Raw genomic sequence first — 16,056 nt, forward strand, 5'->3', positions numbered from 1 at the left:
ATGGCCACCGAAGTCAAAGTCCCTGTACTGGGCGAATCGATCACCGAAGCTACCGTCGGTGAATGGCTGAAGAACCCGGGCGATCCCGTCCGCGCCGACGAGCCGATCGCCAGCCTCGAGACCGACAAGGTCTCGGTCGAAGTCCCCTCGCCGGTCGCCGGCGTGATGGGGGAGCAGATCGTCAAGGTCGGCGATACCGTCGAAGTGGGTGCGGTGATCGCGATCATCGCGGGTGAAGGTGCGGCCGCTGCTCCGGCTGCTGCCCCCGCCGCTCCGGCTCCGGCTGCAACGCCCGCCCCGGCGCCTGCCGCTGCTCCCGCCCCCTCTGCCGATGCCGCTGCGCTGTCGCCGTCGGTGCGCCGTGCGGTGCTGGAAACGGGTGTCGATCCCTCGACCGTGCAGGGCACCGGCAAGGACGGCCGCCTGACCAAGGACGACGTGATCGCCGCCGCCAGCAGCAAGCCTGCCGCTGCGGCCCCGGCCGCCGCTCCGGCCCCGGCTGCCGCTCCGGCTGCGACCGGCGGTCGCAAGGAAGAGCGCGTGCGGATGACCCGCCTGCGCCAGACCGTCGCCAAGCGCCTCAAGGAAGCGCAGAACACCGCCGCCATGCTCACCACGTTCAACGACGTGGACATGACCGCGGTGATCGAGGCGCGCGCCAAGTACAAGGACCTGTTCGAGAAGAAGCACGGCGTCCGCCTCGGCTTCATGGGCTTCTTCGTGAAGGCCGCGTGCATGGCGCTGAAGGACATCCCCGGCGTCAACGGGTCGATCGAGGGCGACGAGATCGTCTACCACGATTATTGCGACATCTCGGTCGCGGTCTCGGCCCCCCAGGGCCTGGTCGTGCCGGTGATCCGCGACGCGCAGGATCTGTCGGTTGCCGGCATCGAGAAGACGATCGGCGATTTCGGCAAGCGCGCCAAGGACGGCTCGCTCAAGATGGACGAGATGAAGGGCGGTACCTTCACCATCTCGAACGGCGGCGTGTTCGGCTCGCTGATGTCGACCCCGATCATCAACCCGCCGCAGTCGGCCGTGCTGGGCCTGCACCGCATCGAGGAACGCCCGGTCGTCCGTGACGGCCAGGTCGTCGTCCGCCCGATGATGTACCTCGCACTCAGCTACGATCACCGCCTGATCGACGGCCGCGAGGCGGTGACCTTCCTCGTCGCGATCAAGAACGCGATCGAGGATCCCACCCGCCTGCTGATCGACCTGTAATTCCCTTGCGCTCCCGCCCCAAAGCGGGGGCGCAAAACCCTTTAGGGGCTACCCCCCTGCGCTCCCGCTACGGCCGGAGCACGCGTGGAGCGAACAATGGCTGAATATGATTTCGACGTCCTGATCATCGGTTCCGGCCCCGGCGGCTATGTCGCGGCGATCCGCGCGGCGCAGCTGGGTCTCAAGACCGGCTGCGTCGAAGCGCGGGAGACGCTGGGCGGCACCTGCCTCAACGTCGGCTGCATCCCCTCCAAGGCCCTGCTGAACGCCTCCGAGCTGTTCTACGAAGCCGCCTCGGGCGCGCTCGCCAAGCACGGCGTCAAGCTCGGCTCGGTCGAGCTCGACCTGCCGGCGATGATGGCGGACAAGGACAAGGCCGTGAAGGGCCTGACCGGCGGCATCGAATTCCTGTTCAAGAAGAACAAGGTCGAGTGGGTGAAGGGCCTCGGCACCTTCATCGACGCGCACACCGTGCAGGTGGGCGAGCGCACCGTCACCGCCAAGAACATCGTCATCGCCACCGGCTCGTCGGTCACCCCGCTGCCTGGCGTGACGATCGACCAGAAGGTCGTCGTCGACTCCACCGGCGCGATCGCGCTGGAGAAGGTGCCGGCGAACATGGTCGTGATCGGCGGCGGCGTGATCGGGCTCGAGCTCGGCTCGGTCTGGCAGCGTCTCGGCGCCAAGGTGACCGTGGTCGAGTATCTCGACCAGCTGCTCCCCGGCATGGACGGTGAAGTCCGCAAGGAAGCCGCCAAGATCTTCAAGAAGCAGGGCATGGAGATCAAGCTCTCCACCAAGGTGACCGGCGTTGCCGTCAACGGCGACAAGGCGACCGTCACCGTGGAGCCCGCCGCCGGCGGTGCTGCCGAGACGATCGAAGCCGATGCCGTGCTCGTCGCGATCGGCCGTCGTCCGAACACCGAGGGCCTTGGCCTCGACAAGATCGGCATCACGCCCAACCAGCGCGGCCAGATCGAGACCGACCACAGCTTCCGCACGGCCGTGGACGGCGTGTGGGCGATCGGTGACGTGATCCCGGGCCCGATGCTCGCGCACAAGGCCGAGGATGAGGGCATCGCGGTCGCCGAGAACATCGCCGGCCTGACCGGCATCGTGAACCACGCGGTGATCCCGAGCGTCGTCTACACCCACCCCGAAATCGCCGGCGTCGGCCTCACCGAAGAGCAGGCGCGCGAAAAGGGCGAGGTGAAGGTCGGCAAGTTCCCGATGGCCGGCAACAGCCGCGCCAAGGCGATCGACGACACCACCGGCTGGGTGAAGGTGATCGCCGACGCCAAGACCGATCGCGTGCTCGGCGCCTGGATCATCACTGCGCCCGCCGGCACGATGATCGCCCAGGTCGCGCAGGCGATGGAGTTCGGCGCGACGTCGGAAGACATCGCGTACACCTGCCATGCCCACCCGACGCATTCCGAAGCGATCAAGGAAGCGGCGATGGGCGTGCTCGGCAAGCCGATCCACATCTGATCCGGCTCACGCTCGGACCAAAGCAAGCGCCGCCGGCATCCCCGGCGGCGTTTCGCTGTTCGGGCTTCATGAACCACGCTAACGACCAGCCATGACCACCTCCCTCGGTACCCATGACGCCATCATCCTCGGCGCCGGCGCGGCGGGGATGTTCTGCGCCGCGATGGCGGGCCAGCGCGGTCGCCGCGTGCTGCTGCTCGACCATGCCGAGGCGCCGGGGAAGAAGATCCTGATCTCGGGCGGCGGGCGGTGCAACTTCACCAACCTCGGCACCGCGCCCGATCGCTACCTTTCCGCCAACCCGCATTTCGCCAAGTCGGCGCTCGGCCGCTACACCGCGCAGGATTTCCTCGCGCTGGTCGAGCGGCATGGCATCGCCTGGCACGAAAAGACGCTGGGCCAGCTGTTCTGCGACGGCTCGGCGCGGCAGATCGTCGAGCTGCTGCTCGGCGAATGCGCGATGGGCGGGGTGACGATCGAGCTCGGCGCGAACATTACCGGGGTAGACCATGCAGATGGCCGATTCCGCGTGACCACCAGCAAGGGCGTCGCCGAGGCCCCTGCCCTGGTCATCGCCACCGGCGGCCCGGCGATTCCCAAGCTCGGCGCGACCGGCTTCGCCTATGACCTTGCTCGCCGCTTCGGCCTCAAGGTGGTCGAGCCGCGCCCGGCGCTCGTCCCGCTGACCCTCGGCCCCGATCAAGCGCTGTTCCGCGACCTGTCCGGCGTCGCCACGCCCGTGGCCGCCCGCGCGGGCAAGGCAAGCTTCCGCGAGGCAGCGCTGTTCACCCATCGCGGACTCTCCGGTCCGGCAATCCTCCAGGTCTCCTCCTATTGGCGCCACGGCGACTCGATCGCGATCGACTTTCTGCCCGAGCAGCCCAAGGGCTGGCTGCGCGAGGCCAAGCGCACCGATCCGCGCCTGGGTCTGCGCAGCCTGCTGAATCGCCATCTGCCCGAACGGCTCGCCACCACCCTCGCCGAGCGCATCGCCCTGCCCGCCGAACTTGGCAATTGCCGCGACGTGCTGCTGGAGCAGGCGGAAGCACAGCTTGCCGGCTGGCCGTTCCTCCCCAACGGCACCGAGGGCTTCGCCAAGGCGGAAGTGACCGTCGGCGGCATCAGCACGGCCGAGCTATCGTCGCAGACCATGGAGTCGCGCCGCTTGCCCGGCCTTTATGCGATCGGTGAGGCCGTGGACGTCACGGGCTGGCTCGGCGGCTACAACTTTCAATGGGCCTGGGCGAGCGGCTGGGCGGCAGCGCAGGCGCTATAGGGCCTTCTGTTGCGCAAACAGCACGCGCGTCCATGCAAAATTCCGAAAAGGTTGCTTTTCGTTTGCACAACTTGCGCCGCTAGGATCAGACTTGTTGCCGGGGCCGCTATCGTGTTGGCCAGGGGGGACAATTCGGTTCGGGATGAAAGTTCGGTGCGTATTGGTGGCCGCTGCGTTGGCCTGCCCCGTAACAGCCCAGGCGCAGCAACAGGGTGAGGCAGGCGCGGGCGCATCGCCCGCGGCGCCCGCCGGCGTGCTCGTCTATGGCCCGGACTTCTTCGCCAACACCGCGCTCCCGACGGCACTGGACATGGTGCAGCGACTGCCCGGCTTCACGCTGGACATCGGCAACAGCGATGCGCGCGGGATTGCCGGCAATACCGGCAATGTGCTCATCGACGGCAAGCCGCCTGCCTCCAAGACTGATGGCCTGGGCGAAATTCTCCGCCGGATCAGCGCGTCCAGCGTCGCCCGCATCGAGCTGATCCGCGGCGGGGCACCGGGCATCGACATGCAGGGCCGCGCCGTGATCGCCAACGTGGTGCTGAAGCGCACCGCCTCCACCGAAAAGCTGATCAACTTCCAGAGCTATGTCTATCGCGACGGCTATGTCGGCCCGGACCTGACGCTGCAATATACCCGCCGCGACGGCGACCGGCGCGACGAGCTTTCGGTGGAACTGCTCAGCGATCGTACCAGCTACACCTCGCAGGGCATCCGCACCCGCACGGACGCCGCAGGCGCGCTGCTGCAGAAGCACCGCCTCGACCTGTGGGATCGCGATCGCACCGCCATCGTGCGAGGCTCGCTCCAGCGTGCCGCTGGCGGTGGTCTGCTCACCGTCAACACCCGCTTCGACTATTTCGACTATCCCACCGCCCAGACCGTGACGCTGCTGGAGGGGGCCGGCAGCAGCGGGCGTGCCACCGATCTCACGCACCAATGGAAGGGCGAGCTGGGTGCCAACTGGACCAAGTCGCTGGGCGAGAAGGGCGAGGTCGAACTGATCGCGCTGCAGCGGCTGGGCCATATCGGCTATGATTCGACCACCAATGCCGGTGGCTTCGTCTCCACCTTCGGGCAGCAGTCGCGAAACGGCGAGTCGGTCCTGCGCCCGATCCTTCGGTGGAAATCGAGCAAGACCCTGTCGTTCGAAGGCGGCGGCGAAATCGCGTACAACTTCCTCGACAACCGCACCGCCTATGCCGAGCAGGGCATCGCCGTACCGCTGCCGGACCAGAAGGTGTTCGTCAGCGAACTGCGCGGCGAGCTGTACGGCCTGGTGCGCTGGGCGCCCTCGGCCCGCGTCACGCTTGAGGCAGGCCTCCGCACCGAAGTGTCGCGCATCGCTGCCGATGCCGACACCCGCCGGGCACGATCCTTCTTCTACCCCAAGCCGCGCGTCCAGCTCACCCTGCGACCGAACAAGCGGGACCAGGTGCGGCTGCGCATCGAGCAGAGCGTAAGCCAGCTCGACTTCAACGACTTCGTCGCCGCGACCGAAATCAATCTGGGCACGGTGCGCGCCGGCAATGGCGATTTGGTGCCCGAGCAGACGCTGACGCTGGAAGGGGTGTTCGAGCATCGCTTCTGGGACAAGGGCGCGCTGGAGCTGAGCGCGAAGCACGAGGCGACGCGCCACGTCATCGACTATATCCCGCTCGACGGGGGCTATGACGCGATCGGCAATATCGGCACGGGCACGCGCGACACGCTGGGCGGCACGCTGACGCTGCCGTTCGACAAGCTGGGCATCAAGAATGCGCGCCTGCGCGGCAATGCCTCGGTGGTGCGGAGCCACGTGACCGACCCGCTGACCGGCGAACGGCGGCGCTATGCCAGCGAGCAGCCCTTCACCTGCAGCGGCAGCTTCAGCCAGGATCTGTTCGGCGGACGCTTCACCTACGGCATCTATGGCAGCTGCGGCCAGCCCAGCACGCGGCTGTACCGGATCGGCGAATATCGCACGACGGAGGTGGCGCCGAGCCTGGAGGTCTACACCATCTGGAAACCCAGCAAGCGGCTGGCAATCCGGGTGGACGCCGGCAACATCCTCAATTCGGCCCGAATCTACGATCGGGACCTGTATACCGGCGAGCGCAACGCCTCCCCGCTGCTGTACCGCGAGCGGCGGACGCAGCGACGGGGCCAATATATGTACGTGCAGATCCGCCGGACGCTGTAGCGTCACCTCGCCCCGCCGGTTGCGGCGGGCATGCACGGCGCCCCCCGGGCTTCAACCGGGGCGGCGGCTGGATCAGTCCAGATTGGGCCGCAGATAGCGCGTCGCCAGTTCCTCGCTGATACCGCGGCGGACGGCATAGTCCTTGAGCTGGTCCGGACCCACGCGCGCGACGCCGAAATACTCGGCCTGCGGGTGGCCGAAATAGAAGCCCGACACCGCCGCCGTCGGCAGCATCGCGAAGCTTTCGGTGAGGCTGATGCCGGTGCGCTTGTGCGCATCCAGCATGTCGAACAGGATCGGCTTGAGGCTGTGCTCGGGGCAGGCCGGATAGCCCGGCGCCGGGCGGATGCCGCGATACTGCTCGCGGACCAGCGCATCATTGTCGAGCTGCTCGCCCTCGGCATAGCCCCAGAGCGCGGTGCGGACGAACTTGTGCAGCCGCTCCGCGAACGCCTCGGCAAGGCGATCGGCCAGCGCCTTGAGCAGGATGTCCGAATAGTCGTCGATCGCCGCCTTGAAGCGGGCGAGATGCGGCTCGATGCCGTGGATCGAAACCGCGAAGCCGCCGATCCAGTCGCCGTCATGATCGATGAAATCGGCCAGGCACATATTGGCGCGGCCCTCGCGCTTGGCGACCTGCTGGCGGAGAAACGGCAGGCGGACATGGCTGTTGTCGAGGTGCACGATCACGTCGTCGCCCTCGCGACGGCACGGCCACAGCCCGGCAACGCCGCGCGCGGTGAGCCAGCGCTCCGCGATGATCTTGTCGAGCATCTTCTGCGCGTCGGCGAACAGCGAGGTCGCGCTCTCGCCGACCACTTCGTCCGTGAGGATCGCCGGGTAGTTGCCGGCCAGCTCCCAGGCCCGAAAGAAGGGCGTCCAGTCGATATAGTCGCGCAAGTCCTTGAGGTCCCAGTCCTCGAACGTGTGGACACCCGGCATGCGCGGCTTGCCCGGCTTGAGGGTCATGTCCGCCTCGAAGGCATTGGCGCGGGCGTCTTCCAGCGGCAGCAGCTCGCTCTGGCCCTTGCCGGCGCGGGTGACGCGGACATGCTCATATTCGTCCGCGACTTTGGTCACATAGGGATCGCGCTGCGTGTCCGAGACCAGCGCCGTCGCCACGCCCACCGCGCGGCTGGCGTCGAGGACATGCACCACCGGACCGGTATAGGCCGGATCGATGCGCAGCGCGGTGTGGACGCGGCTGGTGGTGGCGCCACCGATCAGCAGCGGCATGGTCATGGCCGCGCGCTGCATTTCCTCGGCGACGGTCACCATCTCGTCGAGGCTCGGGGTGATCAGGCCCGACAGGCCGATCATGTCGGCATCGTTGTCGATCGCCGCCTGAAGGATGGTCGACCAGGGCACCATCACGCCGAGGTCCACCACCTCGAAGCCGTTGCACTGGAGCACGACGCCGACGATGTTCTTGCCGATATCGTGCACATCGCCCTTCACCGTGGCGAGCACGATGCGGCCCTTGCCCTTGGCGCCTTCTTCCTTCTCCGCCTCGATATAGGGGAGCAGGTGCGCGACCGCCTTCTTCATCACGCGCGCGGACTTCACCACCTGCGGCAGGAACATCTTGCCCGAGCCGAACAGGTCGCCGACGACGTTCATGCCGTCCATCAGCGGGCCCTCGATCACCTCGATCGGGCGCGCGAACGTCACGCGGCATTCCTCGGTATCCTCGACGACGTGCGCGTCGATGCCCTTGACCAGCGCATGCTCCAGCCGCTTGGCGACCGGCCAGCTGCGCCACTCGGCCGCCTGCTTTTCCGCCACCGCGTCGGTGCCGCGATACTTCTCCGCAAGGGCCACCAGCCGCTCGCCGGCATCGGGATCGCGGTTGAGCACCACGTCCTCGCAGGCCACGCGCAGCTCGGGATCGATCGCGTCATAGACGTCGAGCTGGCCGGCATTGACGATCGCCATGTCCATGCCCGCGGGGATCGCATGGTAGAGGAACACGCTGTGCATCGCCCGGCGCACCGGCTCGTTGCCGCGGAAGCTGAACGACAGGTTCGACAGGCCGCCCGAGATATGGACGTGCGGGCAGCGCTTCTTGATCTCGCGGCACGCCTCGATGAAGTCGACGCCGTAATTGTTGTGCTCCTCGATCCCCGTCGCCACCGCGAACACGTTGGGATCGAAGATGATGTCCTCGGGCGGGAAGCCGATGCCGGTGAGCAGCTTGTAGGCGCGCTCGCAGATCTCGACCTTCCGCTGCTGGGTGTCCGCCTGGCCGACCTCGTCGAACGCCATGACGACCACGGCGGCGCCGTACGCCATGCACTTGCGGGCATGGGTGAGGAACGCTTCCTCGCCTTCCTTCATGCTGATCGAGTTGACGATCGGCTTGCCCGAGACGCACTTGAGCCCCGCCTCGATCACGTCCCACTTCGAGCTGTCGATCATCACCGGCACCCGGGCGATGTCCGGCTCGGCGGCGATCAGCTTGAGGAAGGTGGTCATCGCCTCGACGGCGTCGAGCAGGCCCTCGTCCATGTTGACGTCGATCACCTGCGCGCCATTCTCGACCTGCTGGCGCGCGACTTCGACCGCGGCGGGATAGTCGCCGGCCATCACCAGCTTCTTGAAGCGGGCCGAGCCGGTAACGTTGGTGCGCTCGCCGATATTGACGAAGTTGGTCGAGGAAGGCGTGGTCATGATCTGGGTTCTTCTTCGATCCTCCCCGGCACGGGGAGGGGGACCATGCGAAGCATGGTGGAGGGGGGTTGCCGCAGGGGACTCGCTCGCGGAGAGCCCCCTCCACCACGCGGCTGCGCCGCGCGGTCCCCCTCCCCGTTCCGGGGAGGATTTAGTCGACTATGCCGCCATGGTGAACGGTTCGAGGCCGGCGAGCCGCGTGCGCACTTCCGGTGTGGGAATGCTGCGCGGGGTCAGCCCCTGTACCGCCTTGGCGATCGCGCCGATATGCGCGGGGGTCGAGCCGCAGCAGCCGCCGAGGATGTTCACCTGCCCCGCATCGGCCCATTCCTTGACGAGACCCGCCGTGGTCGCCGGCAGCTCGTCATAAGCGCCAAGCTCATTGGGGAGCCCCGCGTTCGGATAGACCATGATCAGCGTGTCGCAGAGCGCCGACAGCGTCTTCACATGCGGGCGCAGCTGCTCGGCGCCGAACGAGCAGTTGAGCCCGATCGTCACTGGCCTGGCATGGCGCACCGCGTGCCAGAACGCCTCGACGGTGTGGCCGGAGAGGTTGCGGCCGGACAGGTCGGTGAGCGTCATCGACAGCATGATCGGCAGATCGCGGCCGAGCGCCTCGCCCGCCTCGATCGCCGCCATGATGCCGGCCTTGGCGTTGAGCGTGTCGAACACCGTCTCGATCAGCACGAAGTCGATGCCGCCCTCGACCAGCGCGTCGATCTGCTCGCGGTACACGTCCTTGAGGTAATCGAAGTCGATCTCGCGATAGCCGGGATCATTGACGTCCGGGCTCAGCGACAGCGTCTTGTTGGTCGGACCCAGCGCGCCGGCAACGAAGCGCGGGCGGCCGTCCTTGGCTTCGAACTCGTCGGCGATGCTGCGGGCGAGCTTGGCGCTCTCGATGTTGATCTCGCGGACCAGATGCTCGGCGCCGTAATCGGCCTGGCTGATCCGGTTGGCGGAGAAGGTGTTGGTCTCGGCGATGTCGGCACCGGCCTCGAAATAGGCGCGGTGGATCGAGCCGGGCACCTCGGGCTTGGTCAGCGCGAGGATGTCGTTGTTGCCCTTCTGGTCGTGCGAAAGGCCGAGGGTACCGGCATAGGCAGCCTCGTCGAGCTTCCAGTTCTGGATCTCGGTGCCGAACGCGCCGTCGGTGATCAGGATGCGCTTGGCGGCTTCGGCCAGCAGTTTCTCGCGTGCAGTCATGGTCTTGTCCTTCCGTCTCCGCCTGCGCTCCCCTCCCGCAAGCGGAAGGGGAATGAAGTCGGCTTACGCCGCCGCTACCGCCGCCTGCTGCCGCGGGCGCAGACCCAGCAGATGGCAGATCGCGTAGCTCAGCTCAGCGCGGTTGAGCGTGTAAAAGTGGAACTGCCGCACGCCGCCCGCATAGAGCTTGCGGCACAGTTCCGCCGCCAGCGTCGCCGCGACCAGCTGCCGCGCGCCGGGGTGGTCGTCCAGGCCCTCGAACAGCTTCTCCATCCAGGCCGGCACGTCGGTGCCGCACATGGCGGACATCTTCACCACGCTGGCATAGTTCATCACCGGCATGATGCCCGGCACGATCTCGGCATCGATCCCCGCCGCCGCCGCGCGATCGCGGAAGCGCAGGAAGGTCTCGGCCTCGAAGAAGAACTGGGTGATCGCGCGGTTGGCGCCCGCGTCGATCTTGCGCTTAAGATTGTCGAGATCGGCCTCGGGGCTCGGCGAGTCCGGGTGGCACTCGGGATAGGCGCTCACCGAAATCTCGAACGGGTGCAGCCGGCGCAGGCCCGCGACCAGGTCCGCCGCATTCTCATAGCCGCCGGGATGGGTGCGATACTTCTCGCCCGCGCGGGGCGGGTCCCCGCGCAGCGCCACGATGTGCCGCACGCCTGCCGCCCAATATTCCTCGGCGATCTGGTCGATCTCCTCGCGCGTCGCCTCGACGCAGGTGAGGTGCGCGGCCGCGGCCAGCGGCGTCTCGCGCGCGATCTTCGAGACCGTGGCATGGGTACGCTCGCGGGTGGTGCCGCCGGCGCCGTAGGTGACGCTGACGAAACGCGGCCCGAGCGGCGACAACGTCTCGATCGACTGCCACAGCGTCTCTTCCATCTTCTCGGTCTTGGGCGGGAAGAATTCGAAGCTCACCGCCACATCGCCCGCCACATCGGCGAACAGGGGCGGTGCCATGGGGTCTACGATACTCATGCCGCCTTCACCTTCTCTGCAATCCCGCCGGTCTTGCGACCGAGCCATAATTTCACCGTCAGCGCGCCGCCTTCCAGCGTCTGCACCTGCACCGGGGCGAGCCCGGCGCGATCGAACCAGCCGAGCATCTGCTCGTCCGAGAACCCCAGTCGCGCATGCGCGTCGCGGGTGCGCAGCTCCTCGCGCTCGTGCGGCGCGAAATCGACGATCAGCAGCCGCCCGCCGGAACCGAGCACCCGTGCCGCCTCGCCGATCGCCGCTGCCGGTTGCTGCGCGAAGTGGAGCACATGATGCAATATAGCAGTATCCGCAGCGCCGTCCGGCAGCGGCAGGGCATAGAGATCGGCCTGGCGCAGCTCGGCATGGGCGAGGTCGGCGAGCTTGGCGCGGGCGAGCCGCAGCATCTCGGACGAACGATCGATCCCCAGCGCCTGCGCCGAACGCGGCCCGAACAGTTCAAGCATGCGGCCGGTGCCGGTGCCGATATCGACCAGCGTGCCGAGCGACCCTTCGCCCAGCGCGGCGGCCATCGCGGCTTCGACTTCGCTCTCGGCGACATGCAGCGAACGGATCGCGTCCCACTGGCCGGCATTGCTTTCAAACCATGATTCGGCGGCCGCCGCACGATCGGCGCGGACCGCTTCCAGCCGCGTCTGATCCGCGACCACCGACGCGTCACCGGCCAGTTCCCATGCGTCCAGCGCCGCAAGCACGGGCGCGGTCACCGCGCGGCGGCCGAGGGCGACGAACACCCAGCTGCCTTCCTTGCGCCGCTCTGCCACGCCGGCATCGCACAGGATCTTCACATGGCGGGAAACGCGCGGCTGGCTCTGCCCCAGCACCTGCGCCAGTTCGCCCACGCTCAGCTCCATCGCGCGCAACAGCGCGACGATCCGCAGCCGGGTGGAATCCGCGAGCGCGCGGAAGATGGCGAGGGGCTCTGTCATGGGCGGCTTAGAGATATAAAGATATCTTTATATCAGGTCAACGCATCGCAGCGCGGTTGCGTGCGTTTGCCGCTCTGGCTAGCCCGAGCTAAACCCCGTGAAGGAACCCCTTTCCATGCGCAAGCTTCTCCTCCTCCCCGTCGCCGCGCTGGCGATCGCCGGCCTGTCGGCCTGCGGCAACCAGGCAAAGAACGAGGCCGCCGAAGCCAATGAGGCGATGGCCGGCGACAGCAACACGATGGGCGACGCGGTGGCCGACGTGAACGCCGCCGAGGATGCCGCCTTCGCCAATGCCGAAAGCGCCTATTCGAACGACACCGGGCCGGCGAGCAACGAGATCACCGACTGACGCGTTCGTCGCCCTCCCCTTCCCATCGGAGACCGCCCATGCCGCATCTTCGCCATCTCGGCGCCTCGGGCCTTGAGATTTCGCCGCTCGTCCTGGGCGGCAACGTGTTCGGCTGGACCGCCGACAAGGCTGCCAGCTTTCGTATCCTCGACCGCTTCGCCGAACGCGGCGGGGTGATGATCGATACCGCCGACGTCTATTCGGCGTGGGTCTCGGGGCACATGGGCGGCGAGTCGGAAAGCGTGATCGGCGAGTGGCTGCGCACCTCCGGCAAGCGCGACCGGGTGCTGATCTCGACCAAGGTCGGCATGCTGCCGGGCGAAGGCGGCGCCAAACTGGCGCCTGCCCGCATCGCCGCGGCGGCCGAGGCATCGCTCCAGCGACTGGGCATCGAAACGATCGACCTCTATTTCGCCCATCAGGACGATGAGGAGGTCCCCCAGGAGGATTATCTGGCGGCGTTCGGCACGCTGATCGCGGCGGGCAAGGTCCGCGCGCTGGGCGCCTCCAACTTCCACGCGATGCGGCTCAAGTCGGCGCTCGACCTCGCGGCCAAGGAAGGGCTGCCGCACTTCCGGGTACTCCAGCCGGAATATAATCTCGTCAGCCGCCGCAAGTTCGAGGGTGAGCTGCAGGATCTCTGCGTCACCCATAACCTTGGCGTCATCCCCTATTACGGGCTCGCCTCGGGCTTCCTCACCGGCAAGTATCGCAGCGACGCCGATCTGTCGAAAAGCGTCCGCGGCGGCGGCATGGCCAAGCTGCTGGCCGGCAAGGGCGGCGCGGTGCTCGCAGTGATGGACGAAGTCGCGGCCGAGACCGGGGCCAGCCTCGCCCAGATCGCGCTGGCCTGGCTCGCGGCACAGGACGGCGTGACCGCGCCGATCGCCAGCGCGACGAGCGTGGAGCAGCTCGACGAACTCATCGGCGCCTGGGACGTGGAACTCAGCCGCGACCAGCGCGACCGCCTGACGGCTGCCGGGGCCTGATGACCGCAGCAGACCTGATCGACCGTATCGTGGCACAGCTCGTCCGCCGCCATGGCGGCACCGTGCGGCGGTGGAAGACCGTGTTGGGCAAGGTGCGTGTGTACGATGCGGAGACGCACCCGCACTGCAACTGGTCGCTGGCCCCCAGCGGCGCGGCGGGGGATGTCGCAGCGGTGGAGAAACTGCTCGACGAACTGCGGATCACCTACCCGATCGTCACCGGCTGAATCCTCGCGCCGTCACCCCGGCGAAAGCGGGCGTACCAACAAGAAAAGGGGCGAGGCACCAGGATGCCCCGCCCCCGTTTCTCTACCTTCAGGCAGTCCTCAGATTCCGACCTTCAGCGTCAGGAAGAACTGCTGCGGCGCGCCGATCATCAGCGTCTGGTTGTCCCCGCTGTTGCCGAAGCCGTTGGTGCCGATCGTGGACACATACTTCTTGTCGAACAGGTTGGTGACGTTGCCCTGCAGCTCCAGCTTCCGCCCGCCGAGGTCGAACTTGTAGCCCAGCGTCGCGTCCACCACCACGCGACCGTCGACGAACTGGTCGTTGGTGTAGGTGAAGTAGCGCTTGCTCATATAGTTGGCGCCGACGCGCGCGTTGAAGCCCTGGCCGGTCCAGGTCACTTCGCCCTTCAGCATGTGCTTGGGCGAGTCGACCACCGTCTTGCCCTTGGTGGGGATCACTGCGGTCGCGGTGACGACATTGTCGCGATAGGTCGAGTCGTTGTAGCTGTACGAACCGAACAGCCCGAAGCCCATTGGCAGGCGCACGTCGCCGGTCGCCTCGAAGCCAACCGAGCGGACGTCACCCACATTCTGCAGGATCGCCGGGTTGCCGACGATGCCCGCGCTGGTCGTCACGGCCAGCAGGCGGTTGCGGAAGTTGACGTAATAGCCCGCCAGCGAGCCGGTGAAGATGCCCGAGCGGAAGCGGCCGCCCACTTCATAGGTGTCCGACGCTTCCGGCTTGAGCTTGGTCGAGCCGTTGTTGAGCGCGTTGAAGCCGGCCTGGGTGGTCGCGAACGGACCGCTGGTCGCCGCCGACACGAAGGCGCGGGTCACCTGCGTGAAGCCGGCGAACAGCTCGGCATTCTGGGTCACGCGGTAGTTCAGGCCGGCATGCGGCTGGAACCAGTCGGTCACCTTGATCTTGCCGCCCGCCAGGCCGCCCGCGACGATCGGCGTCGCGCGATTGGTGACGGCAAAGCCCTTCCAGCCCAGATTGGCGGTCAGGGCACCCAGCTCGATCTTGTCCTGCACATAATATTGGACGGTATCGGTCTGGTAGCGCCAGTACCACTGGGTGAAGAACGGATTGCTCTGGAATTCCAGGCTGTCGCGGCCCGGATCGGTCCGGCTGGACAGCGCGTAGAAGCGGCGCGCCTGACGGAAGTTGTTCCGCTCGTACCAGCCGCCGACGGTGACGTCGTTCGCACCGATCTTGGTGCCGATATTGCCGAACACGCCGCCGCGGCGAATGTCATATTCGGTGGTGCGCAGCGACATCGGCACGCCGTTGGGCGAGGCGACATAGGGCGTATACCACAGGCCCTGGCCATGATTGTTGTGGTAATAGCCCTTCAGCGCGCCATGGACGCTCGAGCCGCTGGTCGTCTCGATCCCAGCCGAGGCGAGATAGTCGCGGCGCAGGCCGGCGGCGTTGTAATAGGCGTCATCCGGATTGGCGAAGGGCGTGGGATAAACCTTGCCGGCGCCCGGATTGGTCGGCGTCAGGCCGGTATAGCCGTTGTTCGCGCCGATGTCCGAAACGAGGATCGCCTTGGCGTAGTCGTTCGAGATGTTGTCCCAGCCATAGCCCAGCCGCTTGATCATATCGAGCGACATGTCCTGATAGTCGTTCTCGCGACGATCGGAGAAGTCGAACGTGCCCACCGCGCGCAGATCCGGGCTCAGCGGGGTTACGATCTTGCCGTTCACCTGGTTGACGCGCTGCGATCCCCAGCCCTTCCACTTGTCGGTATCCGAGTGGAGGTAGGAGAGATAGGCGCGGGTGCCGCCGGGCGTCAGCTCGCCGAAGTCGAGACGGCCGAACACGCGCCAGAAGCTGTTGCTGCCCCCGGTGGCGTTGACGTCGATGCCGATCTTGTCCTTGGGCTCGCTCGACAGGAATTCCAGCGTGCCGCCCAGATTGTTGGTGGCCTGGGTGTCGATCGAGCCCGAGCCCTGCGAGACGCGCGTCTCGGCGATGTTCTCGCTGATGATTGCGCGGCTGATGTGCAGGCCGTTGACGTTGCCATAGCTGGCGTCACCCAGCGGGATACCGTCCAGCGTGTAGCCGAGCTGGTTCTGGTTGAAGCTGCGGATGGAGATGCGGCCGGCCCATTCATAGGAACCGAATGGATCCGCGCCCTGGAAATTCACGCCCGGCAGCTTCTCGATCGCCTTGAGCGGGCTGGTGCCCGGGGCGAGCAGCGCGATGTCGCTCTGTGTGAGGGTCTGAACCTGGCGCGTTTCGCCCTTGCCGATCACCACGATCTCGTCGCCGCCGCTCTGCGGGGCGGTGTCGTCGACCAGGGAGGCGGCAGGCGCGGTCTGTGCGAAGGCGGCGCCAGCGGTGAAGAGCGACGTGCCGGCGAGCAGGCCGGCAGCAAGCATACGGATGCGCATGCGCATGAATCCCCTTGGGAAAGCACCGGACCCCTCGCCCCGTGCTGGGCGGGCGCTACGCGCGCTGCGTTGCAACATCAGGCTGTTCCGATTGCAGAACGACGGCGG

General features: G+C 67.1%; 12 protein-coding genes. 7 read left to right on the forward strand and 5 right to left on the reverse strand.

Annotated elements, in window-relative coordinates; genetic code table 11:
- From odhB to OIM94_RS10650, 4 genes are all read left to right on the forward strand, one after another.
- Positions 1-1,224, forward strand: coding sequence for a 2-oxoglutarate dehydrogenase complex dihydrolipoyllysine-residue succinyltransferase (gene odhB, locus OIM94_RS10635; RefSeq protein WP_264606708.1), 1,224 nt, complete (start codon positions 1-3; stop codon positions 1,222-1,224).
- A 96-nt stretch (positions 1,225-1,320) separates the two neighbouring features.
- On the forward strand, positions 1,321-2,715 hold the full coding sequence (lpdA, locus tag OIM94_RS10640; RefSeq protein WP_264606709.1) for a dihydrolipoyl dehydrogenase: 1,395 nt from the start codon (positions 1,321-1,323) through the stop codon (positions 2,713-2,715).
- Between the two features lie 91 nt (positions 2,716-2,806).
- Positions 2,807-3,991 carry an NAD(P)/FAD-dependent oxidoreductase gene (locus tag OIM94_RS10645; protein WP_264606710.1) on the forward strand — a complete coding sequence of 395 codons (1,185 nt, stop codon included), beginning with the start codon at positions 2,807-2,809 and terminating at the stop codon, positions 3,989-3,991.
- Between the two features lie 163 nt (positions 3,992-4,154).
- Positions 4,155-6,176, forward strand: coding sequence for a TonB-dependent receptor plug domain-containing protein (locus OIM94_RS10650; protein WP_264606711.1), 2,022 nt, complete (start codon positions 4,155-4,157; stop codon positions 6,174-6,176).
- A 72-nt stretch (positions 6,177-6,248) separates the two neighbouring features.
- On the opposite strand, the gene metH is transcribed toward OIM94_RS10650, so the two are convergent.
- The 4 genes from metH to OIM94_RS10670 all read right to left on the reverse strand — a co-directional run bounded on the left by metH (position 6,249) and on the right by OIM94_RS10670 (position 11,980).
- Entirely contained in the window at positions 6,249-8,846 is a 2,598-nt protein-coding gene (metH, locus tag OIM94_RS10655; RefSeq protein ID WP_264606712.1) for a methionine synthase, read from the reverse strand.
- A 159-nt stretch (positions 8,847-9,005) separates the two neighbouring features.
- Positions 9,006-10,052 carry a homocysteine S-methyltransferase family protein gene (locus tag OIM94_RS10660; RefSeq protein ID WP_264606713.1) on the reverse strand — a complete coding sequence of 349 codons (1,047 nt, stop codon included), beginning with the start codon at positions 10,050-10,052 and terminating at the stop codon, positions 9,006-9,008.
- 63 nt (positions 10,053-10,115) lie between these two features.
- Positions 10,116-11,015 carry a methylenetetrahydrofolate reductase gene (metF, locus tag OIM94_RS10665; protein ID WP_264609883.1) on the reverse strand — a complete coding sequence of 300 codons (900 nt, stop codon included), beginning with the start codon at positions 11,013-11,015 and terminating at the stop codon, positions 10,116-10,118.
- Between the two features lie 14 nt (positions 11,016-11,029).
- Complete coding sequence (locus tag OIM94_RS10670) at positions 11,030-11,980, reverse strand: ArsR/SmtB family transcription factor (protein WP_264606714.1); 951 nt, start codon at positions 11,978-11,980, stop codon at positions 11,030-11,032.
- A 115-nt stretch (positions 11,981-12,095) separates the two neighbouring features.
- Here OIM94_RS10670 and OIM94_RS10675 point away from each other — a divergent pair, with 115 nt between their 5' ends.
- Genes OIM94_RS10675 through OIM94_RS10685 form a run of 3 tightly spaced genes read left to right on the forward strand, consistent with a single transcriptional unit; the run spans position 12,096 to position 13,545 of the window.
- Positions 12,096-12,329, forward strand: coding sequence for a hypothetical protein (locus tag OIM94_RS10675; protein ID WP_264606715.1), 234 nt, complete (start codon positions 12,096-12,098; stop codon positions 12,327-12,329).
- Between the two features lie 38 nt (positions 12,330-12,367).
- Positions 12,368-13,318 (forward strand): aldo/keto reductase, encoded by a 951-nt coding sequence (locus OIM94_RS10680; protein ID WP_264606716.1) that lies wholly within the window; start codon positions 12,368-12,370, stop codon positions 13,316-13,318.
- Complete coding sequence (locus OIM94_RS10685; protein WP_010543862.1) at positions 13,318-13,545, forward strand: hypothetical protein; 228 nt, start codon at positions 13,318-13,320, stop codon at positions 13,543-13,545. The genes OIM94_RS10680 and OIM94_RS10685 overlap by 1 nt, the downstream gene beginning before the upstream one ends.
- Positions 13,546-13,644: 99 nt before the next feature.
- Here the strand turns inward: OIM94_RS10685 and OIM94_RS10690 are convergent, their stop codons facing one another.
- Positions 13,645-15,954, reverse strand: coding sequence for a TonB-dependent receptor domain-containing protein (locus OIM94_RS10690; protein ID WP_413716352.1), 2,310 nt, complete (start codon positions 15,952-15,954; stop codon positions 13,645-13,647).
- Positions 15,955-16,056: the final 102 nt, after the last annotated feature.

It is taken from the genome of Sphingomonas sp. R1, from assembly GCF_025960285.1.
Classification (GTDB): domain Bacteria; phylum Pseudomonadota; class Alphaproteobacteria; order Sphingomonadales; family Sphingomonadaceae; genus Sphingomonas.